General features: G+C 51.3%; 20 protein-coding genes and 1 pseudogene. 17 read left to right on the plus strand and 4 right to left on the minus strand.

Annotated features, from left to right (window positions below; all coding sequences use genetic code 11):
• Positions 1 to 64 precede the first annotated feature (64 nt).
• The 4 genes from cobO to CpATCC19410_RS06730 are packed head-to-tail and all read left to right on the plus strand — an operon-like array spanning position 65 to position 3,759.
• Positions 65 to 685: a cob(I)yrinic acid a,c-diamide adenosyltransferase gene (gene cobO / locus CpATCC19410_RS06715; RefSeq protein WP_014522734.1), complete on the plus strand. Its 621-nt coding sequence runs from the start codon at positions 65 to 67 to the stop codon at positions 683 to 685.
• Positions 679 to 2,052, plus strand: coding sequence for a cobyrinic acid a,c-diamide synthase CobB (locus CpATCC19410_RS06720; protein WP_013242147.1), 1,374 nt, complete (start codon positions 679 to 681; stop codon positions 2,050 to 2,052). The genes cobO and CpATCC19410_RS06720 overlap by 7 nt, the downstream gene beginning before the upstream one ends.
• On the plus strand, positions 2,039 to 2,587 hold the full coding sequence (locus CpATCC19410_RS06725) for a methylated-DNA--[protein]-cysteine S-methyltransferase (protein ID WP_014558735.1): 549 nt from the start codon (positions 2,039 to 2,041) through the stop codon (positions 2,585 to 2,587). The genes CpATCC19410_RS06720 and CpATCC19410_RS06725 overlap by 14 nt, the downstream gene beginning before the upstream one ends.
• Positions 2,588 to 2,643: 56 nt before the next feature.
• On the plus strand, positions 2,644 to 3,759 hold the full coding sequence (locus CpATCC19410_RS06730) for a GTP-binding protein (RefSeq protein ID WP_013242145.1): 1,116 nt from the start codon (positions 2,644 to 2,646) through the stop codon (positions 3,757 to 3,759).
• 27 nt (positions 3,760 to 3,786) lie between these two features.
• Here the strand turns inward: CpATCC19410_RS06730 and CpATCC19410_RS06735 are convergent.
• Positions 3,787 to 5,163 (minus strand): annotated as a pseudogene (locus tag CpATCC19410_RS06735) (protein adenylyltransferase SelO family protein).
• Between the two features lie 94 nt (positions 5,164 to 5,257).
• Between CpATCC19410_RS06735 and cobA the strand changes: the two are divergent.
• On the plus strand, positions 5,258 to 6,010 hold the full coding sequence (gene cobA, locus CpATCC19410_RS06740) for a uroporphyrinogen-III C-methyltransferase (protein WP_013242143.1): 753 nt from the start codon (positions 5,258 to 5,260) through the stop codon (positions 6,008 to 6,010).
• 72 nt (positions 6,011 to 6,082) lie between these two features.
• Here cobA and yaaA read toward each other — a convergent pair whose 3' ends face one another.
• On the minus strand, positions 6,083 to 6,820 hold the full coding sequence (gene yaaA, locus CpATCC19410_RS06745) for a peroxide stress protein YaaA (protein WP_014401242.1): 738 nt from the start codon (positions 6,818 to 6,820) through the stop codon (positions 6,083 to 6,085).
• Between the two features lie 32 nt (positions 6,821 to 6,852).
• Between yaaA and CpATCC19410_RS06750 the strand changes: the two genes are divergently transcribed.
• The gene (locus tag CpATCC19410_RS06750) at positions 6,853 to 8,610 is read left to right on the plus strand and encodes a proline--tRNA ligase (protein ID WP_014300771.1); all 1,758 of its coding nucleotides are present in this window, start codon (positions 6,853 to 6,855) and stop codon (positions 8,608 to 8,610) included.
• A 10-nt stretch (positions 8,611 to 8,620) separates the two neighbouring features.
• Here the strand turns inward: CpATCC19410_RS06750 and CpATCC19410_RS06755 are convergent, their stop codons facing one another.
• Complete coding sequence (locus CpATCC19410_RS06755) at positions 8,621 to 9,547, minus strand: DUF4439 domain-containing protein (RefSeq protein ID WP_013242140.1); 927 nt, start codon at positions 9,545 to 9,547, stop codon at positions 8,621 to 8,623.
• A gap of 58 nt (positions 9,548 to 9,605) precedes the next feature.
• Here CpATCC19410_RS06755 and rimP point away from each other — a divergent pair, with 58 nt between their 5' ends.
• From rimP to CpATCC19410_RS06800, 9 genes are all read left to right on the plus strand, one after another.
• Positions 9,606 to 10,160, plus strand: coding sequence for a ribosome maturation factor RimP (gene rimP / locus CpATCC19410_RS06760; protein ID WP_013242139.1), 555 nt, complete (start codon positions 9,606 to 9,608; stop codon positions 10,158 to 10,160).
• A complete protein-coding gene (gene nusA / locus CpATCC19410_RS06765) occupies positions 10,157 to 11,155 on the plus strand; it encodes a transcription termination factor NusA (RefSeq protein WP_013242138.1) in 999 nt (332 codons plus the stop codon). The genes rimP and nusA overlap by 4 nt, the downstream gene beginning before the upstream one ends.
• A 276-nt stretch (positions 11,156 to 11,431) precedes the next feature.
• Complete coding sequence (locus CpATCC19410_RS06770; protein ID WP_013242137.1) at positions 11,432 to 11,806, plus strand: YlxR family protein; 375 nt, start codon at positions 11,432 to 11,434, stop codon at positions 11,804 to 11,806.
• Between the two features lie 105 nt (positions 11,807 to 11,911).
• Positions 11,912 to 14,812 carry a translation initiation factor IF-2 gene (gene infB / locus CpATCC19410_RS06775; protein WP_047928852.1) on the plus strand — a complete coding sequence of 967 codons (2,901 nt, stop codon included), beginning with the start codon at positions 11,912 to 11,914 and terminating at the stop codon, positions 14,810 to 14,812.
• A gap of 162 nt (positions 14,813 to 14,974) precedes the next feature.
• A complete protein-coding gene (rbfA, locus tag CpATCC19410_RS06780) occupies positions 14,975 to 15,412 on the plus strand; it encodes a 30S ribosome-binding factor RbfA (RefSeq protein WP_013242135.1) in 438 nt (145 codons plus the stop codon).
• On the plus strand, positions 15,405 to 16,397 hold the full coding sequence (locus CpATCC19410_RS06785) for a DHH family phosphoesterase (protein WP_013242134.1): 993 nt from the start codon (positions 15,405 to 15,407) through the stop codon (positions 16,395 to 16,397). The genes rbfA and CpATCC19410_RS06785 overlap by 8 nt, the downstream gene beginning before the upstream one ends.
• A 58-nt stretch (positions 16,398 to 16,455) precedes the next feature.
• Positions 16,456 to 17,811: an MATE family efflux transporter gene (locus CpATCC19410_RS06790; protein WP_013242133.1), complete on the plus strand. Its 1,356-nt coding sequence runs from the start codon at positions 16,456 to 16,458 to the stop codon at positions 17,809 to 17,811.
• Between the two features lie 102 nt (positions 17,812 to 17,913).
• Positions 17,914 to 18,789, plus strand: coding sequence for a metallophosphoesterase family protein (locus tag CpATCC19410_RS06795; RefSeq protein WP_013242132.1), 876 nt, complete (start codon positions 17,914 to 17,916; stop codon positions 18,787 to 18,789).
• The gene (locus CpATCC19410_RS06800; protein WP_013242131.1) at positions 18,786 to 19,457 is read left to right on the plus strand and encodes a 4'-phosphopantetheinyl transferase family protein; all 672 of its coding nucleotides are present in this window, start codon (positions 18,786 to 18,788) and stop codon (positions 19,455 to 19,457) included. Before CpATCC19410_RS06795 ends, CpATCC19410_RS06800 begins: the two co-directional genes overlap by 4 nt.
• Positions 19,458 to 19,481: 24 nt before the next feature.
• Here the strand turns inward: CpATCC19410_RS06800 and truB are convergent, their stop codons facing one another.
• Complete coding sequence (gene truB, locus CpATCC19410_RS06805; RefSeq protein ID WP_013242130.1) at positions 19,482 to 20,393, minus strand: tRNA pseudouridine(55) synthase TruB; 912 nt, start codon at positions 20,391 to 20,393, stop codon at positions 19,482 to 19,484.
• Between the two features lie 12 nt (positions 20,394 to 20,405).
• On the opposite strand from truB, the gene CpATCC19410_RS06810 reads away from it, so the two are divergent.
• Together CpATCC19410_RS06810 and CpATCC19410_RS06815 are read left to right on the plus strand one after the other, a co-directional pair.
• Complete coding sequence (locus tag CpATCC19410_RS06810) at positions 20,406 to 21,404, plus strand: bifunctional riboflavin kinase/FAD synthetase (protein WP_013242129.1); 999 nt, start codon at positions 20,406 to 20,408, stop codon at positions 21,402 to 21,404.
• A 14-nt stretch (positions 21,405 to 21,418) separates the two neighbouring features.
• Positions 21,419 to 22,384 carry a nucleoside hydrolase gene (locus tag CpATCC19410_RS06815; RefSeq protein ID WP_013242128.1) on the plus strand — a complete coding sequence of 322 codons (966 nt, stop codon included), beginning with the start codon at positions 21,419 to 21,421 and terminating at the stop codon, positions 22,382 to 22,384.
• The last annotated feature ends 174 nt before the right edge of the window (positions 22,385 to 22,558 follow it).

Here is a 22,558-nt window from a genome sequence, read left to right on the forward strand (position 1 = left end):
ACCTTGGGCAAGTAGAATCGATATGTCTTCCGATATCAATTCAAGCAAGGAGGGAGATCTTCTTATGCCTCAGGGGAAAGTAGATCCCGCGACTATACCCGATGACGGTTTAACCACGCGTCAGCGCCGCATGTTGCCTATCACTGCTGTTCATACAGGACAGGGGAAAGGGAAATCGACGGCTGCCTTTGGGATGGCTGTGCGAGCTTGGAATCAAGGGATGAATATAGGGGTTTTCCAGTTTGTAAAGTCTGCTAAGTGGAAAGTCGGCGAAGAAGCCGTCTTTAAACAACTCGGAAAGTTGTATGAAGATTCTGGTATAGGTGGGCCCGTAGAGTGGCACAAAATGGGGGAAGGCTGGTCTTGGACAAAGAAGCAGAGCGCTGATGAAGATCATGCTCGTGATGCTCAAGATGGCTGGGCAGAGATAAAAAACCGGATAGCGGCGCAAGAACATGATTTTTATGTTCTCGACGAGTTCACGTATCCCATCAAATGGGGTTGGATTGATGTAAATGACGTTGTAGACACTCTGAAGAACCGCCCTGGTACTCAACATATTGTGATAACCGGACGTGATGCAGATCCGAAGCTTATAGAGGCAGCCGATCTTGTTACCGAGATGACAAAAATAAAGCATCCAATGGATGTAGGACGTAAAGGTCAAAAAGGAATCGAATGGTAGCTGCAGTACCGGGGGTTGTGATTGCTGCAACCTCCTCCGGATCGGGCAAGACAACCATCGCCACAGGCCTGATAGCTGCTTTGGCTCAACGTATGGTGGTTGCACCGTTTAAAGTCGGACCCGATTACATTGATACGGGGTACCACGGGATGGCCGCAGGACGGGTGGGGCGAAACCTAGATTCTGTAATGTGCGGCCGAGCTGCTTTGGGCCCGCTCTACGCGCACGGTGCACAAGGAGCAGATATTTCGGTGGTCGAAGGAGTTATGGGGCTTTTCGACGGTCGCATAACGGAAGGGGCAAATACTGCGGATGCTCGTGCTCAAGGATCCACCGCGGAAATTGCTGCTGAACTGGGACTTCCCGTTATTCTGGTTGTTGACGTTCGCGGTATGAGTCAATCTGTAGGCGCTGTGGTTCGCGGATTTGCCACTGCGGATGATGCCGTGCGAGTAGCCGGTGTGATTTTGAATAAGGTTGGTACTGATCGGCATGCTGCGGTGTGTCGGGAATCGGTAGAAGCTGTGGGCATCCCGGTTTTAGGCGCAATTCCTCGTGTCGATGATGCAGAGGTTCCCTCGAGACATCTTGGTCTGGTCACCTCTACGGAGCTGAGTCAGGCTCGTTCTGTTATCTCGGAAATGGCTGCAATGGTGGAGCATCATGTTGATCTTGACGCCCTGGTTTCTCTTGCACGCTGTACGTTTACAGGTGCTGCATGGGACCCTAGGGCGGTAGTGGGGGGTCATCTCAGTTCTGAGCGGAGTCCAAGAATCGCGTTAGCAGGTGGACCTGCATTTTCATTCACTTATGCGGAACACGTGGAGCTTTTGGAAGCGGCTGGGGCAAGGGTTCTTGCTTTTGATCCTCTGATCGATGATCTGCCGGAGTGCGATGGATTAATTATCCCGGGAGGATTTCCGGAGGAGTATTGCGAAGTATTGGCAAACAGGAAGGATCTACAGCGCAGCATCGTAAACCGCATTGATCAAGGGATGCCAGTCCATGCTGAGTGTGCGGGACTTTTGTGGCTCCTAGATGCCCTTGACGGACACCGGATGCTCGGGATTATTACTGCTCAAGCTGCAATGAAGCGTCGTCTTACTTTGGGCTACCGGGAAGCCGTGGCGCTGAGTGATTCTGTGATGTACCGTGCTGGTGAACGCGTCACCGGGCATGAATTTCACCATACGGCTCTGACAAAGGACGATGCCTTGGGATGGGAGTCCGCATGGGGATGGCGCACCTGGGACGGAGCAGCGGCGCGTGAAGGATTTGTACGCGGTAATATTCATGCCAGTTATCTTCATGTTCATCCAGCGTCTGTGCCTCGGGCAGTGAGAAGGTTTGTTGATGCATGCAAGTGAAAAGCCACAGGCGTTGACGCTCACAACGCCTGATGGAGCCTTGAGCATCATAGGAAATAGTGGTTTTGTGCTGGCTAGTGGTTGGACTGACGATATTGCGGCATTATTTTCTCTTGTGCACAAGGATTTTGCGTTAGGGGCAGACGGCCAAGTAATTGATCGTGTTGAAGTCGATGATGCGCATGCTGTGTTGCAGGATGCTAGCGCAGCGGTTTCTGCTTATTACGCGGGTAGCGCGGACGGTGTGCAGCAGATTCCCGTCAAGCAACTTTCGGGGCCTTTCCGTATGCGCGCGTGGGATGTTTTGCGAGAGGTCCAACCTGGAGAGACTCTGACTTACGCCGAGTATGCGGGGCGATGCGGTAATGAAAAAGCGGCGCGAGCTGCTGCTAGCGCGTGTGCAATGAATGCTGTTGCGCTATTTATACCTTGCCATCGTATCGTTCGGAGTGATGGAACCCTTGGCGGCTTTCGTTATGGCATCAAGATAAAAGAGAGCCTGCTGGCGCGAGAGTCCAGCATTCTTGTGAACTAAGTTATGGCGGGGCGGGTGGCTTGCGGAAGCTAGATGAAAAAGGTATTCATTAGTGAATGTCTTTCTCATCTACTCCAGTCACAGTATTATCCGGATTTCTAGGCTCAGGAAAAACAACTCTTCTCAATGATTTGCTAGGTAATCGTGAAGGCCGCAAAATTGCGGTGATTGTTAACGACTTCTCTGAAATAAATATCGATGCAGCTCTCATAGCTGGGGAGGGGCACCTTGAGCGCGGCGAGGATAGGTTTGTTGAGCTTACCAATGGCTGCATTTGCTGTACTCTGCGCGATGATCTTGTGGAATCAGTGGGGTCATTAGCTAGATCGGGAAAATATGACCACATTGTGATCGAATCAACGGGTATATCGGAGCCCATGCCTGTCGCTGCCACTTTTGAATGGGAATGGGAAGATGGGACGCGTTTGGCGGACGTAGCTCCGATCGATACGATGGCAACGCTTGTAGACGCTACCCAATTTCTGGAATACATCTCAAAAAAGACCTATTTGGTAGACCGCGACCTCGGAGCTACTCCTGAAGACGATCGTACAATCGCTGATCTCCTAGTAGACCAGGTAGAATTTGCAGACCGTATCTATGTAACCAAAGCGGATTTGGTGCCTGCAGAGCGTTATGAGGCGACCGTGGCTTTGGTGCGTAGAATGAATCCGCGTGCGAGCGTCGAAAAGCTTATCGACGGCCGCGTTATTCCAGAAGAAGGTGAGCCGAGATCGGCTATTTCTGATTTGTTGGGAGCGATGGCCTATGACGAGGCAACAGCTCGGACTTATCAGGGATACGTGGATGAGCTGACCAATCCCCACACCCCTGAGACGGAAGAATATGGGATTAGCTCGGTGGTCTTTCGGGGCGACAGGCCTTTTGATCGCGAGCGGCTCATCCAGGCATTGCACTCAATTTCTGGACTAGTGCGCTCCAAAGGACACTGTTGGGTATCTGATCGGATCGATATGGTTCAAGTATGGCATCAAGCGGGGCCTGATCTACGCATTGTGCCCGCTGGTTACTGGCAGCAAGCCGGCCTGGAACCAAGTAATGAGATCGTGCTTATCGGAGTGCACTTTGATAGTGAAGATGCGGTGCGCAAACTCAACCAGGCGATGCTTAATGATACGGAGACAATGCTGCTCCTATCCCAACGGACTTAGCTTCAAGTCCAGATATCCTGGGCGCTTTTATGTACCGCAGTAAGTGATATAGGGTGCCGAGTCTTTAGGACCAGGCTCTTCGAGATCTGTATTGTTGTCTTGACGGATAAAAGGAGTGGTGGTGGCCGCAATAAGCCTTTGAAAATGTGACAGGTCTCCTCTTTCTGCTTGTAGTAGAGCTTCCTCTACGAGGTGATTCCTGGGAATATACACCGGATTGTGCGGGGGTATAGCTCCGCACGCGTCACGGGTAGCGTACCATTGTCTTGCTCAGGGGAACTCTTGCGATGTTGTACCATCGCTCAAACTGCGTAGGAAAGTCGTGAGATCTGCATCATGATGGGTCAGAATCTCTGGTAGCGCATCAAGAAGTTTTTCTGCATCAGGGGCGTGGGGGTCTACTCCTACAGCCTGTGCCATTTCCTCTAACCAAGCGGTACGGTAATGGGAAGCGAAACTATCGGTTTCTTCCCTGGCTGCTTCCATACCGATAAATGGAAGCAGCGTCTCAGCCATGCGTGCAAGATTCCACCCAGCTATAGCAGGCTGCTTTGCATAAGCGTAGCGGCCTTCATGATCAATGCTGGAAAATACTGCATGCGGGTTAAAAGTATCTAGAAAAGCACAGGGCCCAAAATCGATGCTATAACCACTCAATGTGGTGTTATCGGTGTTCATCACACCATGGACAAAACCAAACCTCATCCACTGAGCTATTAAGCGTGCCTGCGATAGGACAGACTGGTGCAAAAGCTCCCGGGCATTTGCCAGCTCGTCGTTGCTAGGTTCGGGTAGCACCCGATGACTTGCATAGCGCACGGTATCACGAAGAACCTCAGCACCATTGATGGCTGCAAATTGCAGCGTTCCCACTCGCAAATGGTTAGGAGCAACCCGAACGAGCACGGCTCCCGGTTGCGGACGGTCTCGCAGTATGGTTTCGCCGGTTGTTATCACGGCTAATGATCTGCTGCTAGGCACACCGAGGGCATGAAGAGACTCAGAAACAAGATACTCACGCAGCATGGGGCCGAGGGCTGCCCGGCCGTCACCGCCTCTAGAAAAAACTGTCCGCCCAGAACCTTTGAGATGAACGTCGTAAAGCAAAGACGCACCAGGGGCCTCTCCACAGAGATGTTGTTCTGCAGTTAGCTCCCCGACCAGAAGCGCCCTTCCGTCGCCAAGCAACGGAACAAAATTACCAGACTGATGCCCGGAATACGCTTGTGCATGCCCCTCTGCCTGGAGCACATCGCATATATTTTCCCGCGTAATGCCGAGCGCTGCTCCCACCTCATCATTAAAAACAACCAGCTGAGGGTCCGGCCACTCGCAGGCGCGGTGGGGCACTGCAAGCGATGGAAGATGCTCCGCAAAGGTATGAAGAAACGTGGGATACGGCATAGTTACTACCGTACCGTGACCCTCTACCTATTATCTTTTCCTTATAAGGAACCCAAATAGGACTAAGCGCATTAACTGTTTAAACTTGTTCTTCATGACTTCCCAGCAGAATCAATGGCAGGCCCCAGTCTCACTTATCGGCGGAGGGCCAGGAGCATGGGACCTGATTACTGTCAGAGGGATGCGTCGGCTGCAAACAGCGGACGTAATTTTGGCGGATCATTTAGGCCCGGCGTCGGAGCTGGACAAGCTTTGCGACGTCACCGCGAAAGAGATCATCGACGTATCCAAGCTTCCATACGGCCGGCAAGTAGCCCAATCGAAAATCAACGAGCTGCTCGTACACCATGCACAATTAGGGAAAAGAGTCGCTCGGCTTAAAGGCGGCGACCCGTACATCTTTGGTCGAGGCTTTGAAGAACTACAGGCTTGCGCAGCGCAAGGAATTGCTTGTGAAGTGATCCCTGGAGTAACAAGCGCTGTTTCTGTACCAGCACTTGCCGGTGTCCCTATTACTCAGCGAGGACTCGTTCACAGCTTTACCGTGGTATCCGGACACGTACCACCCCAGCATCCGGAATCCCTCAACAACTGGAGTGCACTGGCACAAACACAAGGAACATTGAGCGTTATTATGGGCGTGAAAAACGCGCCAGCTATTGCCGATGCTCTTATCGACGGTGGCCGACCGGCTTCCACTCCCGTGGTGATAATTCAAGAAGGTGCCACAGAACAACAACGCTCCTATAAATGCACACTCGGGACCCTCGCCAGCACCATGCGCACACAGGAGATTAAACCGCCCGCTGTCTATGTTATTGGAGAAGTCGCCGGACTAGATGCATAACCTCCACGCATGTAAAACGTATAGATATTAAAGGGAGTGCTGCATGCAGCACTCCCTTGTTCTTCGAGCAGCCTAACTCTGAACCTCAAACGTTAATTCTGTGGATCCAGTCTGTTCTACGGGTAAACCGGCCTGGCGTGCTACTTCTCCTACCTCTTCAGTTGAAGATGGGTTCGTGTCGCTGAGCACCAACACTCGTGCTAACTCACCCTTGTAATGCTTATTAAAGTGACTAATCACTTTTCGCGTCCCATCAGATTGCACGGACTCCACGCGCACCGTAGTCGCGCCGGGAACTTTTCCCAACTGTTGATAGGTTCCAGAACGTAAATCTACGATAAAATCGCCAGTATCAACTAAGGCCTTGGTAATTGCTGATCCCCAGCGTTTTTTCATGGTCGGAATAGTGCCGTCTGAGGCAGGGAGCTTCGTAGAACCCGATAGCCTGTAGCGCGGGATGGCATCCGAAGCCCCTACGACCCCAAATAGCGCCGATCCTATAGCAAGGCGCGACCATGCTGAACGCGGAATAGTAGACGCATCGAGGGCGTCGTAAAGCACACCCGTATAGCGTAATAGTGCTGGCATCGTCGGAGCATGAAATAACTCTGTATTAGCTAAAACTTCCTCTCGCAATTTTTCGCTTAATTTAAAAATTGTTAGGGCTTGATCAGGGGATAGAGAGCTCAGATCCTTAGTGATGCGGTTCCTTATAGGATTCAATGTGGGGAAGGACAAAGCATCCACATTGAGAGGCGCATCATTACCGCCAATGGCTTTAGTCTCTGAAGGAGGTAACACAATGAGCATGTCCCTAACCCTAGCGGGTATATTTCTTACTCATGATCACACGTCTTTCCGCGCTCTTCCTGCGCACCCTGCGCGAAGATCCCGCAGATGCTGAAGTTCCTAGCCACAAGCTGCTAGTCCGTGCCGGATACATTCGCAGAGCAGCCCCAGGTGTTTACACGTGGCTGCCCTTAGGTCTGCGCACACTCAAAAAGATTGAAAATATTGTGCGTGAGGAGATGGATGGGATCGGAGCCCAAGAACTGCTGTTTCCCGCATTGCTGCCCCGCGAACCGTACCAAGCGACTAACCGGTGGACTGAGTATGGCGACTCGCTTTTCCGCCTCAAAGATCGCAAGGGGGCAGACTACCTTTTGGGGCCCACTCACGAGGAGATGTTTGCTGGTGCAGTAAAAGACATGTATTCGTCGTACAAGGATTTTCCTGTCACCCTTTACCAAATTCAAACCAAGTACCGAGATGAAGAACGTCCACGCGCTGGCATTCTTCGTGGACGTGAATTTGTTATGAAGGACTCCTACTCCTTTGACATGACAGACGACGGGCTTGAGTCTTCATACCAACGCCACAGGGGTGCATATCAGCGCATTCTTGATCGCTTAGGCGTTGAATATGCGATTTGTTCTGCCACGTCTGGCGCAATGGGAGGCTCTGCTTCTGAAGAATTCCTGGCAATCAGCGAAAACGGTGAGGATACCTTCGTACGAGCTACACAAGGGAACTATGCCGCTAACGTGGAAGCTGTGGTCACACAACCCGGCGTCGAGCGTTCCATTGAGGGGCTTCCTGAAGCCAAGGAGTACGACACGCCGAATTCAGAAACCATCGATTCTTTAGTCGCGTGGGCACAGAATGCAGGTATTACGATTGAAGGCCGAGAGGTCGCTGCTTCAGATACTTTGAAGTGCATCGTAGTAAAAATCACAGAACCCGGTGCTGAGGATCATGAGCTCGCTGGCATTGTGCTTCCGGGGGATCGTGAAGTAGACATGAAGCGTTTGGAAGCTTCCCTAGAACCCGCAGCGGTGGAGCTTGCTACCGAAGAAGACTTCAAGGCTAACCCTTTTCTAGTCAAGGGGTATGTCGGCCCTCGAGCTTTGATTTCGCACGACATTAAGCTTTTTGCGGATCCTCGTGTGGTCACTGGAACTTCCTGGATTACCGGTGCCGATGCTGATCAACGCCATGTAATTAACCTCACCGTTGGCCGCGATTTTGAGGTAGAAAGCTACATAGAAGCTGCTGAAGTTCGTGAGGGCGATCCAGCTCCAGAAGGCCAAGGAACCCTTACACTGGCTCGCGGCATAGAAGTCGGTCATATCTTCCAACTTGGGCGTAAATATACCGAAGCCTTTGACGTGCAGATTCTTGATGAAAACGGCAAGCGGGCTATTCCTACCATGGGGTCTTATGGCATTGGCGTTTCGCGGCTGATGGCGGTGTTAGCGGAGCAGCGTCATGATGAGAAAGGCCTCAACTGGCCTATTGAGGTTGCGCCTTTTGCAGTTCACGTGGTTGTAGCAAACAAAGACACAGCAGCGATCGAAGCAGGGGATGCACTGGTGTCTGAGCTTGATGCTGCAGGCGTTGAAGTGCTTTTTGACGACCGGCCTAAAGTAAGTCCTGGCGTGAAATTCAAGGATGCAGAGTTGTTGGGAATGCCTTACGTGGTAGTCCTAGGCAGGTCTTTTAAAGAAGGAAAAGTAGAGTTGCGCGTCCGAGGCGAAGAAGCCGTGGAGATCCCGGCAGCAGAAGCTGCTGCACGGATCATCGATATGGTTGGCGCCTAAAACAATTTTCTTAGCGGGCTGGTAGCGCTTTGACTGGTGCTATAGGTACACCAGGCGTGGGCGCGCCGGCCGCTGTTTGGGCTGCAAAAGCTAGAGCTAGTTCTTTCCAAGAAGTAGTTTTAGCTGCAGCAGCCGTAGCAATCCAATAATCTGTGGTGTCTTTGCGCAGGGCCTCAATGTAATCAGCGGTGCTCTGGGCGTCGACAGGTTGTTGATACTTTTTTAGCTCATAAGCAGACTCTGGTTTGGGTAATTCTCCAGTGGGGGCCAGGCTGGTTTGTAGGATGCTGATGCGATTTTGATGGGCATCAATGGAATCGTTGACGGCCTGTTTGAGCAGACCGTTAGCAGATGCGGTAGCAATGCCTAGACCGTAGACGATGGAATACTCCCAAGAGAGTGCATCACGTGCCGCATCAGCGTCGACTTTAACGTCGGAGGATTTAAGTTTATTTACTGAAGGATCGAACATAGCACCGCCTGTGGTCGGCGCAGCTGCTCCTGCCGATACGAGTGCAACAAGCTGGTTAGCTGCGAGAAGCATGGATCCTTCTGGAAGATCACCGGCGCTAGATACGAGCTCTTGCGCTGCGGTTGTAGCGGCGTCTGCAGGGCTGCTGTTGCGGTCAAAGTCAAAGGATGCTTTTTCTATTGCAGCATCCAAGGATGAGTCGTCACAAGAAGCAGGGAGAGTGCCGTCATTTTTGTGTCCGCATACGCGTTGGATTTCTTTGCGAAGTTCAGCAAGGTTCTCACGTCGAAGTGCGGAGTAAGGGGCGTCACTGCTATCAAATACTTTTGCCTCTGTGGCGGCTCGCGCTGCTAGGCGCGTCAGTGTGGTGTTTGGCTCGGGATGTGGAGTAAGGCCGCATGCGCTAAGCGTGCTACCGGAAACCAGTACGGCCAATAAGAATCGAGATGCTGCAGAACGAGTCACAAAAGGAAAGTGTACTTACATACTTAGATAGATTTGTGCGTCGGCTACGATAACGTGCATGGCATTTCCCTCTATCGAAGTCTTAACCGAGCTCATAACACCGATCGCAGCGGCTCATAACATGGATCTTGAACACATCCGGGTAAACCGCGCAGGCAAGAAAACTCTTGTAGCGATATCTTTGGATTCCGATAACCGGCCAGATTTGGATCAGCTGGAAGTAGTATCCACAGCTATCTCAGAGCTTTTCGACGCTCAAGAGGCTTCCGGTGCCCTAAGCTTTGGCCCGGGTTATACGCTGGAGGTTGGCACTCCTGGAATAGACGTCCCTCTTACTACGGCACGCCAATGGCGGGGGAACCGTCATCGTCTGGTTGTTCTTGAAGTTGAAGGAAAAAAATCAGTCGAGCGGATTGGTGCAGTAAGTGATGATGAAACACGAGTGATCGTGGTTAAACGTCAGGGGAGGAAGATCTCGGTCCGCTCGATTGAATTGGGAGAAAATACTCAAGCAGTGGTAGAAATTGAGTTCGCGAAGCCCGCAGAAGCGGAGCTTGAGTTTACGCAACTAGATTTTGATGCCGCTTTGGCTTTGGAAGAGGAAAACAAGTGAATATTGATATCCACGCACTTAAGCTCATTGAGTCCGAGCGAAAAGTTCCTGTAGAGGAATTGATTGAAACGATCGCTCGTGCACTTCTTTTCTCCTACCGCGAGTTTAAAGACACCAACGTTGAAGAAAATACTCGTGCTCGCGTGGACATTAGCGCCACAACAGGACTCGTCTCTGTCATTGTTTCTGAGCTGGATGAAGAAGGCAACGTTCTCTCTGAGTATGACGATACTCCCGCTAATTTTGGTCGAGTCGGTGCACAAGCCGTTCGCGATGCAATCAAAAAGCGTTTGCGGGAGGCGGAAACGTGGAAAGCTTATGATGCATACAGTGAATATGAAGGGCGCGTAGTTTCAGGCATCGTTCAGGCAGACGCATATGCAAATGAGCGAGGAATTACCGTTGTGCACCTGGGAACTGAGGCTGAGGGGCAAGACGGCATCCTCATTCCTGCTGAACAGATTCCTGGTGAAAAACTTGTCCATGGTGACCGCGTAAAGTGCTATGTTGTAGGCGTTAATCGTACCCCTCGTAATCTTCAGATTAATTTGTCGCGTACTCACCCTGAGCTGGTGCGCAGGCTCTTCGAGCTGGAGATTCCTGAGGTTGCTGATGGTTCGGTAGAGATTATCAGTATTGCGCGTGAGGCTGGACATCGTTCCAAGGTGGCTGTGCGCGCGAATATTAAAGGCCTCAATGCCAAAGGCGCTTGTATCGGTCCTCGCGGACAGCGAGTGAATAACATCATGAACGAGCTGGGTGGGGAAAAGATCGACATCATTGATTTTGATGAAGACCCAGCAAAGTACGTGGGCAATGCTCTTGCGCCATCCAAGGTTGTACACGTAGAGATCACTGACCTTGAAGGTCAAGCGGCTAAAGTTACAGTGCCTGATTATCAGCTTTCCTTGGCTATTGGAAAAGAAGGGCAAAATGCTCGCTTGGCTGCACGTTTAACAGGCTGGAAGATCGATATTCGTTCTGACGCTAGCTAGTTTTTCTTAGATCGCCCCTTATAGCCGCAGTAGACGATGCGTCTGCAATGCGGGAAAGGGGCGTTTTTATTCCTGTCTTCTGAGATGTGTCGGGTTTGTTCTTTTACTGGAGAGAACAAAAGAGAATTATTTGGTGTTTGACGTTTTCAACTTCATCTTTGTGGGGAATATGGCGTACACTACTTAACGGCCCATCTGCAGCTTGTGTGATGGACACTAAAACGGTGTCTAGTACAAGCACATGACATTATGAGATGTGAAGCGAAAAGGAGACGGATGCCAGCGGCTTTGTATGATGACTCCTCTAGAGGAGATCTTTCTAAGCCTACGCGGACGCGTATCCGTACCTGCATTGCTACCAAAAAAGCACAACCTGCTGATCAGCTTCTTCGCGTTGTTGCGCGCAAGAAGGATAAGGCAGTAGGCGATTCACATCATTCTGTTTATTTGGTAATTGCAGATCCATGTAAACGTTTAAAAGGACGTGGAGCGTGGATCACACCTACCATTGATGCACTGGAGCTAGCTGAAAAGCGCCGAGCATTTGCTCGTGCGTTAAGGGTGTCTGCAGAAGTAGACACAGGTCATGTACGAGAGTACCTAGCAGCGCTCAGCGCTGGACCCGATATTACAAGGAAGACCGAACACTGATGAGCATACGATGAAGCATCAGCGATGAACGTCAAAGTAACTTAGGTAGGAAGTCGACGTAAGCCCTCCGGGGTTAAGACTTCCTTCCGTAACTCAAGGAGAGAAGTGCCCGGAAAGCTACGTGTACATGAGCTAGCTAAACAGCTCGGTGTAACAAGCAAGGAACTACTTGCCACGCTGAAAGAACAAGGCGAGTTTGTAAAAACCGCATCTTCTACCATCGAACCTCCGGTGATTAAGAAGATGAAGCAGCATTATGCTGCACAAGACGTGAATACTGATCAGGGAGCTGCACAGCCTGCTTCTGAGCCGGTAAAAACTACGTCAACGCCGGCTAAGCCTGCGGCTCCAAAACCTGCGGCAGCAAAGCCAGCAGCGCCTAAGCCAGCGGCAGCAAAGCCAGCAGCGCCTAAGCCAGCGGCAGCAAAGCCAGCGGCCCCTAAGCCTGCGGCAGCGAAACCTGCAGCAGCAAAGCCAGTACCAAAACCAGGTTTCAGTGCATCCCAGACTGATACGCCTAAACCAGCAAGTTCTGCTCCTAAACCAGGTGCTGGAGCATCTCCTTCTGCTATGCCTCGTCCACAGGCGCGCCCAGGTGGGAACGCTCCTAAACCAGGTGGACGCGCTCCTCGCGTAGCTAACAACCCGTTCTCTAGCGGTGATCGTCCAGCACCTCGCCCTGGTGGGGGCAATCGTCCTGGAAATGGTCCGCGCCCAGGTGGGGCTCCACGTCCTGGTGGCGCTCCGCGTCCGGGCGCAGGTCGTGGCGGCCAAGGCGGTAATAATGCGGAACGTCAGCCTCGTCCAGGTGGTCGTGGCGGCCAACAGCGTCAACAAGGCGGTAGCCGTCCGCAGCAAAACGCTGGCCAGGAGCGCCAAGGCGGTGGACGTCGTCCAAGTCCCGCAATGATGCCCTCGCATCCGAATCCAGGGCAAATGCCTTCTCGGAGCGCTGGCGGACGTAATGGCGGACGCGGCGGCGCAGGTGCTCAAGGCGGAAACCGTGGACCCGGCGGCGCAGGCTTTGGTGGCGGACGTCCAGGCGGCGGCGGATCTGCCGGCGGTCGTGGCGGACGTCGTGGTGGTACCGCAGGTGCATTTGGACGCCCGGGTGGTGCTCCGCGCAAGGGACGTAAGTCGAAGCGTCAGAAGCGTAATGAATACGAGGCAATGCAGGCACCAAACGTCATTGGTGGCGTTCGCCTTCCAGATGGCGGCGGCGCAACAATCCGTCTTGCCCGAGGTGCTTCGCTGTCTGATTTTGCTGAGAAGATCAACGCAGATGCCGCGGCACTTGTCCAGGCACTCTTTAATCTTGGCGAGATGGTAACTGCAACTGCCTCTGTGAGCGAAGAGACATTGCAGCTCCTCGGTGAGGAGATGAATTACAAAGTTGACGTTGTCTCTCCTGAAGACGAAGACCGAGAGCTTCTTGAGTCCTTCGACCTTCAGTTTGGTGAGGATGAGGGAACTGAAGAGGACCTGGAGAAGCGTCCTCCTGTGGTGACCGTTATGGGACACGTTGACCACGGTAAGACCCGTCTGTTGGATTCCATTCGTAAATCCAACGTTGGCTCCGGTGAAGCAGGCGGTATCACACAGGGAATTGGTGCTTATCAGGTTGCCGTTAATGTCGATGGCAATGATCGTAAGATCACCTTCCTGGATACCCCAGGTCACGAGGCCTTCACAGCTATGCGTGCTCGTGGTGCTAAGTCCACCGATATCGCGGTACTCGTTGTTGCTGCTGATGACGGGGTTATGCCTCAGACAGTTGAGGCTATTAATCACGCTAAGGCAGCTGACGTTCCCATCGTGGTCGCAGTTAACAAGATCGATAAGCCAGGGGCATCTCCGGAAAAGATCCGTGGTCAGCTTACTGAGTACGGCCTTGTTCCTGAGGAGTACGGCGGAGACACAATGTTCGTTGATATTTCTGCAAAGCAGAACGTCAATATTGATGGGCTTTTGGAGGCTGTTCTTCTTACTGCAGATGCTTCACTGGATCTGCGGGCCAACCCGGACATGGATGCACAAGGTGTGGCTATTGAAGCTCACCTGGACCGTGGTCGAGGGCCAGTGGCTACAGTCATCGTCCAACGCGGTACGCTGCGTGTTGGAGATTCAGTTGTTGCAGGTGACGCTTATGGCCGCGTGCGCCGCATGGTTGATGAGTATGGACATGACGTTGAAGAAGCAGGACCTTCCCGTCCTGTTCAGATGCAGGGTCTGAATGGTGTCCCCGGTGCTGGCGATAACCTTTTGGTTGTTGAAGACGATCGTGTGGCTCGTCAGATTGCTAACCAACGCAATGCACGTAAGCGCAATGCTCTGGCGGCGAAGACTCGCAAGCGCGTTTCTCTTGAAGACCTGGATGCAGTTCTTAAGGAACACAGCACCCTTAACCTCATCCTTAAGGGCGACAATGCTGGTTCCGTGGAAGCCCTGGAAGAAGCACTGCTCAAGATTGAGGTCGATGACGAGGTTCAGCTGAACATTATCGACCGTGGTGTCGGTGCTGTTACGCAGACAAACGTCTCCTTGGCTGCTGCTTCTGATGCAGTGATCATTGCCTTCAATGTCCGTGCTGAGGGTAAGGCAACAGAAGAGGCTAATGCTGAGGGTGTAGACGTTCGTTACTACACCGTCATCTACCGCGCGATTGAAGAAGTAGAGCAGGCACTTAAGGGCATGCTCAAGCCGATCTACGAAGAGCGTGAAGTTGGCCGTGCGGAGATTCGTGCGATCTTCAAGGCTTCTGCAGTTGGCCTGATCGCAGGTTGCATGGTTGAGAGTGGGAAGGTGCGTCGTAACGCTACGATCCGTTTGCTTCGCGACGGTGCCGTGGTGGCGGACAAGGCAACTATCGAGTCGCTACGTCGAGAGAAAGACGATGCCACTGAGGTCTCCGCTGGCTATGAGTGCGGTATGGTTTTGTCCTATCCGGATATCCAGGTAGGCGATATCATCGAGGTATTTGAGCAGGTAGAGGTTCCACGTTCTTAACGATGTGTGCTTAAACCAATAAATATTAGATAGCAGCGCTGATTCTCATCATTGATGTTGAGGGTCAGCGCCGCTTTTTGCTTCTATAAAGCAGGTAAGATAATTGCGTTAGCCGACAAACGGTTGCAAATTATAAGATTAAACAGATGAGAAGGTTGAGAAATGGTTGATCACGCACGTGCTGCCAGGCTAGCTAAGCGTATTCAGACGATTGTGGCTACGGCCATTGAACGAGAAATCAAGGACTACCGGCTGGAATACGTTACTGTTACAGACACCCGAGTTACGGGTGACTTGCACGATGCAACCGTGTATTACACGGTGCGGGGACGCTCAATTGAAGATACTCCGGATGTGGAAGGGGCTGCTGAGGCTCTCAAACGCGCTCGAGGTCAGCTACGAAAGATCGTAGGGGACCAATTGAGCGTGCGCTTTACCCCGACGTTGTCTTTTGAGCTAGATACAGTTCCAGAATCTTCGGCCCACATGGAGGATCTCTTGGCGCGCGCTAAAGCACGCGATGCAGAGCTTGCGGAGCTAAAAAAGAATGCAAAGCCTGCTGGAGAAATGAATCCTTATAAAATGGACGTCGATGAGTAAGACTTGCGTTCAAACGTTGCCGGACAATCCGTTGGATTGGTCAGCGGCTGAGAGAATTATCAGTAAAGCTCAAAGAGTGTGCGTGGTAGGACACATCAATCCTGACCCGGATGCTATCGGCAGCGTGTGCGCAACGATGCTTGCCCTGGAACAGCTTTCTAAAGAAGCTATTGGAGTTATTGGACAACGCGCCCCTTTAGAACGCTCTTTGCTGAATATTCCCAGGGCTAAAGACGTTCTTACAGTGGATAAACTTCCTGATTGTGATGCCATTATCGTCGTGGACTGCGGCGACGTAGGAAGGTTGGGCTCTCTTCAACCACAAGTTATGCGTGACATTAGTCGCGTTGTTTTAGTAGACCATCACAGTACAAATCGCGGTTTTGCAGGAGTTAATCTGATTGACCATCAGGCGGAGTCAACCACTAGTATTTTGCGAGATTGGTTCTGCTACCTGAATATTATCCTGACTAAAAATATTGCTCATAGTCTTTATGCCGGACTGGTCTCAGATACTGGTGGTTTTAGGTGGGGACGCCCAAAAATGCATACTCTGGCACAAGAGCTTGTGGATACGGGTCTTGATATTCGCAGCATTGGCCAGCAGCTCTTTAGTAACGATTCCGTTGCAGATCTCGCGATGATTGGTACGATACTTTCCCGTCTTCACGTGGTGTATCTAAACGATATATCTGCTGTCCTAGCTGTCGCCCAGTACAACGATATCCAGGGACATTCGGCTCATGCTGTAGAAAAAATCGCAGATCTGATCCGCGGTGCCGATGACACAGATATGGCTGTGGTGTTTAAGGAATACAAAAGGGGCGAATGGGCTGTTTCATTGCGCTCGGAAGAACTCGATATTTCTATTCTGGCACGGACTTTGGGTGGCGGTGGACACACGAGAGCATCAGGCTACGTGACGTTTGGAACATCGGAGCATGTGGTCGCGGAGCTTAAGGCAGCGGTTCAAAGGCTCTACTGAGGTAACCACGGGGATAGCCCAAGCCTCACTATTGTTGCAGTAAAGACCTGTAAAACGTATGTTCTCCTGGGAGAAAAGGCGTAGAGAAAGAGTATGTTCGGTGGGAAGAGCACAAGAAGAAACAGTAGAGATTGGTCCAGCAACAATTCTTCGCTTAGCGCTTCCAGCTTTAGGAGTATTGGCGGCTACACCGCTTTATCTACTTTTTGATACTGCAGTAGTGGGCACGCTGGGAGCTGCTTCCTTGGCAGCACTTGGGGCAGGAACCACAATATACGCCCAAGTAACTACTCAATTAACGTTCTTATCGTATGGGACAACAGCACGTTCAGCTCGGCTTTTTGGAGCGGGTAAAAAGAAAGAAGCTGTAGCTGAGGGCGTACAAGCTACGTGGCTTGCCCTCTTCGTAGGAACTGTTTTGGCAGTGACCATCTTCCTAGGAGCTCCTCAGTTCACTTTCTGGCTTAGCGGCTCTTCTGAAGTATCCAGCGCAGCTACGAGTTGGCTTAGAGTAACGGCTGCAGGCATCCCGTTGGTCCTTATCATTATGGCCGGAAACGGATGGCTAAGAGGAGTGCAAAATACTCGTTTACCGTTGCTTTTTACGTTATCGGGTATCTTCCCAGGGATGGTATTAGTCCCAATCTTGGTTGGCCGATACGGGCTGGTGGGCTCGGCGTGGGCCAATATCGTGGGGATTACCATCACTTCTTTTTTGTTTATAGCGTGTCTATTCCGGATGCATGAGGGTTCTGTTCAGCCGAATTGGTCTATTATGCGTTCGCAATTGACTCTTGGTAGAGATTTGATCCTGAGATCGCTGTCTTTTCAGATTTCCTTCCTATCAGCAGCAGCTGTAGCTGGTCGTTTTGGTCCAGAGTCTTTGGCTGCGCACCAAGTGTTACTCCAGCTGTGGAGTTTTTTAACACTCGTTTTAGATTCATTGGCTATTGCTGGCCAGATGCTTACAGGTGCGGCGCTTGGCGCAAAAGATGTTGTTCGAGCGCGTCGCGTAGGACAGGTGTCCGTGTTGTATTCCACGATGTTTGGCATAGCCCTGGCCGTGATATTTGCTGCTGGCTTTCAGGTGATACCAGGAATTTTTACCTCAGATGAGGGGGTTCTTCAAGAGATAAGTGGACCACGGTGGCAGCTAGTTCTCATGATCGTACTGGGTGGTGTCGTATTCGCTTTCGACGGCGTACTTTTAGGTGCTGCCGATGCAGCGTATTTGAGAACCGTGTCTTTGCTCTCAGTACTCGTAGGATTTTTACCTGGGGTATGGTTAGCGCTGCTTTTCAACGCTGGCCTGGTAGGTGTTTGGTGGGGCTTAGTCTCTTTTATTTCTATTCGAATGATTGCGGGAGTATGGCGTTTTTACTCGATGAAGTGGGCATATAGTAAAGATTTATAAGAGGGAATATCGATGTGCCGGAGAGTCGGTGAGCGAATCCTCAGTAACAGTTGTAATAATTAGTCTTACGTTTAAAACAACCTAGGTATGCAAGGAGGTCACATGGCGCAGACCCTATGGGCTGTTGCAGACCTTCACGCAGCAGTTCGCGCTAACGGAGAACACATTGATTCTCTTAGACCTAAAGATCCTTCAGATTGGTTGATTGTCGCTGGAGACGTCGCAGAACGCACGAGCGTAGTTGTGGAGGTTCTTCATAAACTACGTCAGCGTTTTTCCTGTGTTATTTGGGTTCCGGGAAATCATGAGTTGTTCTGTAGAAAAACGGATACGCATCAAGGACGCGCAAAATACGATGAGCTTGTCCGTGCGTGTCGGAAGATTGATGTTCTTACGCCGGAAGACCCCTTTCCTGTCTTCGGCGGTGTGACCATCGTTCCTTTGTTTACACTTTATGATTATTCTTTCCGTCCGCGAGGGATGAGTATTGAGCAGGCTGTTGAGGCCGCGCATGAAAAACAGATTGTGCTTACAGATCAATTTGCCATCGCACCATTTGTAGACATCCGTGCATGGTGCTGGGATCGTTTGGCATATTCGGTTAATCGATTAAGCAGAGTAAACGGTCCTACGATCTTGATCAACCACTGGCCGCTCTCCCAGGAACCAGTGGATAGGATGCAGATCCCTGAGATCGGGCTATGGTGCGGAACTCGCCATACTATGTCATGGGGGAGTAGGTACGGTGCGAAAGCGGTGATCTACGGACACCTACACGTGCCAGGAATAATGCGCATTGATAGCGTTCCCCACGTGGAGGTATCCCTTGGATACCCTCAGCAATGGCAGCAAAACATAGACTCACGTCCGTGGCCTTTCCCCATCATGCACATCGATGATGCCGGAGAAACAACCATGGGGCCGGGACTTGAGCCGGAAGAGCCAATAACGCACAGTGTAGACAGGGGAGAGTTGTGAACAGCGAGATCCAACTTGATCAATCGCTCTTTCCTGAAGCCGCACGCTATGTGTCTCTTACAACCGACCCCGGAATTATAGACTTGGGTAAGTTCAATGAGCTGCATCCGCTGGAGCGGGCCCTTGTAGCGCACGCGGTTCCGCTCCGCAAAGCAGAATTTGGTGATGCGCGGTGGTGCGCTCACCAAGCTCTTGCTAAGTTGCAGCGAGACACAGGTGAGCCAATCTTGCGCGGCGAACGCGGCATGCCGCTATGGCCGGCGTCTGTGAGTGGTTCTTTGACCCACACTGATGGTTTTAGAGCTGCAGTTGTTGCACCTCGATTGCTTATCAGGTCAATGGGAATTGACGCAGAAGTTGCTGAACCACTCCCGGAAGGCGTAATCGGCTCGATTGCGCGAGAAGGCGAGCTTGAGCAGCTTGAACGCCTGCGTAGTAATGGTATCTCGTGCGCAGATCGTGTTTTGTTCTGCGCAAAAGAAGCTACATACAAAGTATGGTTTCCGTTAACGCACCGTTGGTTAGGCTTTGAACAAGCAGAGATCGACATTAGGGACGACGGATCTTTTGTGTCTTATCTGCTTGTTCGTCCCACTCCCGTACCTTTTATAGAGGGGCGCTGGATGGTCAAAAACGGTTATGTAATAGCGGTAACTTCGGTTTCCTAAATAGCATCGAAGAAACAGCGGTAGCTAGGAGAGTGTATTCGGACGCGCCACAAAAATTGAAGAAAGCCGCTTGCCTTTTTCCTTGATAAGCGCGATGGCCTGACCATTAGGAGCTACTGCTGCGTGAGTTTCCGTTAAACCACGAGGTTGGAGCCATTTACCCATGGAGAGATCTGTAGCCTCGGCTTCTGTGATCTCTAATGTGGGATAACAACGAGTTAAGGATTCATCCAAAGAAAGACTGAGCTTTGGGGCCGCCGTGAGGTCATCGAGAGTGATTGTGTCTGAAAGAGAGAAGGGGCCCACAGAGAGGCGTCGTAAAGCTGTGAGGTGGCCTCCTACGTTGAGGGCACTACCTAGGTCACGAGCAAGAGACCGTATGTAGGTGCCCGATGAGCACGTGACCTCTACCTCGATGTCAATGAATTCCAGTGGCAAGGAACGCGAGATATCTAAGACATCAAAGTTGTAAATGGTGACTGGACGTGGAGGAATCTCTACTTCTTGCCCTTCGCGCACCATCTGATGAGCTCGTTTCCCGTTGATTTTGATTGCACTGACGGAAGCGGGGCGTTGCATGATATTTCCAGTGAAATTAGTTATTTCAGCAGCAATATCTGCATCAGTAATAGCGGATAACGTTGAGGCATCGGCAGAAAAAACTACTTCGCCTTCTTTATCATCGGTGGTTGTTGCCAAGCCTAACCGGATGGTTGCTCGGTAGGACTTGGTTGATGCAACCATGTGAGCAAGAAATTTTGTTCCTCTTTCGATTCCCACCACAAGGACTCCAGTTGCCATGGGATCGAGGGTACCTGCGTGTCCTACCCGCTTTGTGCCAAAAATGCGGCGTAAGCGTCCTACTACATCATGTGAGGTCATGCCCGCGGGTTTATCTACGACTACGAGTCCAGAAGTGGAGAGGGGATCAATCATAGTTAGCAGTCTATGGCTAAACTATCCAGAGTGGATATCTGGCATCATATTGAAGACATTCCGGCGGATCTAGACGCCTCGGTCATCACCATTGGCGTTTTTGACGGTGTCCATCGTGGTCACCGAACCTTGATTAGTGCTGCCACTCAACGAGCACGGGTGCTTGGTGTTCCTAGCATCCTGGTTACGTTTAACCCTCACCCTTTGGCAGTGCTTAGGCCAGAAAAGATGCCTCCGTTATTAGGGACGGTCGCCCAACGCGCGAACCTTGTAAAGAACCTTGGCGTTGACCATATGCTTGCCATGAATTTTACCGCCAACCTTTCGCAGCTGTCTCCAGAAGATTTTTTTGTTTCCATTATCAAAGACAAGCTCAAAGCGAAGGTCGTTGTGGTGGGGGAGAACTTTACCTTTGGCTATAAAGCGGCTGGTAACACGGAAACTTTGAAGAAATTGGGGGAAGATTATGGCATCGAGATCCGTGTGTTGGAGTTGCTGGCTGAAGACCAGACCATAGTGTCATCTTCTGTAATACGTAAAGCTCTTGCAGAGGGAGACGTACGCCGAGCTAAATGGGGGTTAGGCCGGGAGTTTTCCGTCAGTGGAGATGTGGTGCGAGGAGCCGGCAGGGGAGGCAAAGAGCTTGGTTATCCAACCGCCAATCTGTACTTTCCAGATTCCATTGCGTTGCCAGAAGATGGTGTGTATGCAGGATGGCTACAGATAACCTCTGCGGCACCCATCGACGGAGATATGGTTGCAGGCGTGCGCTATCCAGCTGCAATTTCTGTCGGCCATAACCCCACGTTCGGTGATCAGCGTCGTAGCGTTGAATCTTTTGTTCTTGATCGTCAAGCTGATTTGTATGGGCATTCCGTTACCGTTGAATTCGTGGACCGTATTCGCGGGATGGTGAAGTTCAGCGGTATGGAAGAACTGCTGGAGGCGATAGCAAAAGACGTGGAAGCTACTCGTGAAATTTTAAGAGTTGATGAACCCCGTAAACACTAGAAGGAAGACTAAGAATGGCAAAGAAAGTAATCCTCGACCTGGACACTGGCATCGATGATGCATTGGCGCTGGCCTATGCTCTAGGTTCTCCAGAACTAGAGCTCATAGGTGTTACTGCAACGTATGGCAACGTACTCGTCAACGACGGTGCTCGCAATGATCTCGCGCTCCTCGAACTTTTTGGGCGATCCGATATTCCAGTTTTTGTCGGTGAGCCCCATGCTCGAGCCAAAGACAGTTTTTCCGTTTTAGAAATTTCTGAGTTTATCCACGGAAAGAATGGCATTGGCGAGGCAACGGTTCAGCAACCTCAGTCCAGCGTTAGCGATAAATCAGCAGTTGAATTCCTGGTTGAATCAGTAGCTGCTTATGGCGACGACTTGATAATTATCCCAACGGGTGCCATGACTAATATCGCTGCGGCAATGGATAAAGACCCAGGTTTTGCAGCTAACGCTCATATCGTTTTCATGGGAGGCGCGCTTACGGTTCCCGGGAATGTGAACACGTGGGCCGAGGCAAACATTAACCAGGATCCCGAGGCTGCAAACATGATGGTCCGAGAATGCGCTGACGTTACGATGATTGGCCTTGACGTCACGCTCCAAACCCTATTGACGTATGAGGAGACTGCGTCTTGGAGAGCCTTGAACACTGAGGCTGCGACAGTGCTTGCCGACGCCACCGATTACTACATTCGAGCCTATGACACAGTAGCGCCGCATCTGGGAGGTTGCGGTCTGCACGACCCGCTAGCCGTTGCCGTCGCAGTGGATCCAAGCCTGATTACTGCGCTTCCTATGAACCTCAAAGTGGATATTGAAGGTCCTACACGAGGCCGCACAATCGGCAACGAGGTCAAGCTGGGAGATTCACACAAGAATGCCCAGGTGGCGGTGACTGTTGACGTAGAGCGTTTTCTCAAAGAATTCATGGAACGCATTACTCGAGTACTAACAGGAAACGCAATCGGTAGATAAAACGCTAGGAAGCAGCCACGGATAAACAAGAAAACGTGAAAACCTCGTTGTTCTGTTCGTTTCTGTGGTAGTGTTCCTTCCGTTCTCTTCACTGCGGTCCACAGCAGTGATAGGAATGGTTTGATAAGGAGAAGCTCCAGTTTCTTTTTATCGAGTCATATTTATGTGGACTGA

The organism is Corynebacterium pseudotuberculosis (genome assembly GCF_002155265.1).
Taxonomy (GTDB): Bacteria; Actinomycetota; Actinomycetes; order Mycobacteriales; family Mycobacteriaceae; genus Corynebacterium; species Corynebacterium pseudotuberculosis.

Bases quoted from the DNA above. Each gene is read 5' to 3' on its own strand.
- cobA (WP_013242143.1), top strand. From the start codon at position 5,258: ATGACTTCCCAGCAGAATCAATGGCAGGCCCCAGTCTCACTTATCGGC.
- rbfA (WP_013242135.1), top strand. From the start codon at position 14,975: ATGGTTGATCACGCACGTGCTGCCAGGCTAGCTAAGCGTATTCAGACG.
- CpATCC19410_RS06785 (WP_013242134.1), top strand. From the start codon at position 15,405: ATGAGTAAGACTTGCGTTCAAACGTTGCCGGACAATCCGTTGGATTGG.
- CpATCC19410_RS06810 (WP_013242129.1), top strand. From the start codon at position 20,406: ATGGCTAAACTATCCAGAGTGGATATCTGGCATCATATTGAAGACATT.
- yaaA (WP_014401242.1), bottom strand. From the start codon at position 6,820: ATGCTCATTGTGTTACCTCCTTCAGAGACTAAAGCCATTGGCGGTAAT.
- CpATCC19410_RS06795 (WP_013242132.1), top strand. From the start codon at position 17,914: ATGGCGCAGACCCTATGGGCTGTTGCAGACCTTCACGCAGCAGTTCGC.
- CpATCC19410_RS06770 (WP_013242137.1), top strand. From the start codon at position 11,432: ATGCCAGCGGCTTTGTATGATGACTCCTCTAGAGGAGATCTTTCTAAG.
- CpATCC19410_RS06720 (WP_013242147.1), top strand. From the start codon at position 679: ATGGTAGCTGCAGTACCGGGGGTTGTGATTGCTGCAACCTCCTCCGGA.
- rimP (WP_013242139.1), top strand. From the start codon at position 9,606: ATGGCATTTCCCTCTATCGAAGTCTTAACCGAGCTCATAACACCGATC.
- CpATCC19410_RS06725 (WP_014558735.1), top strand. From the start codon at position 2,039: ATGCATGCAAGTGAAAAGCCACAGGCGTTGACGCTCACAACGCCTGAT.
- CpATCC19410_RS06730 (WP_013242145.1), top strand. From the start codon at position 2,644: ATGTCTTTCTCATCTACTCCAGTCACAGTATTATCCGGATTTCTAGGC.
- CpATCC19410_RS06790 (WP_013242133.1), top strand. From the start codon at position 16,456: ATGTTCTCCTGGGAGAAAAGGCGTAGAGAAAGAGTATGTTCGGTGGGA.
- cobO (WP_014522734.1), top strand. From the start codon at position 65: ATGCCTCAGGGGAAAGTAGATCCCGCGACTATACCCGATGACGGTTTA.
- CpATCC19410_RS06815 (WP_013242128.1), top strand. From the start codon at position 21,419: ATGGCAAAGAAAGTAATCCTCGACCTGGACACTGGCATCGATGATGCA.
- truB (WP_013242130.1), bottom strand. From the start codon at position 20,393: ATGATTGATCCCCTCTCCACTTCTGGACTCGTAGTCGTAGATAAACCC.
- CpATCC19410_RS06750 (WP_014300771.1), top strand. From the start codon at position 6,853: ATGATCACACGTCTTTCCGCGCTCTTCCTGCGCACCCTGCGCGAAGAT.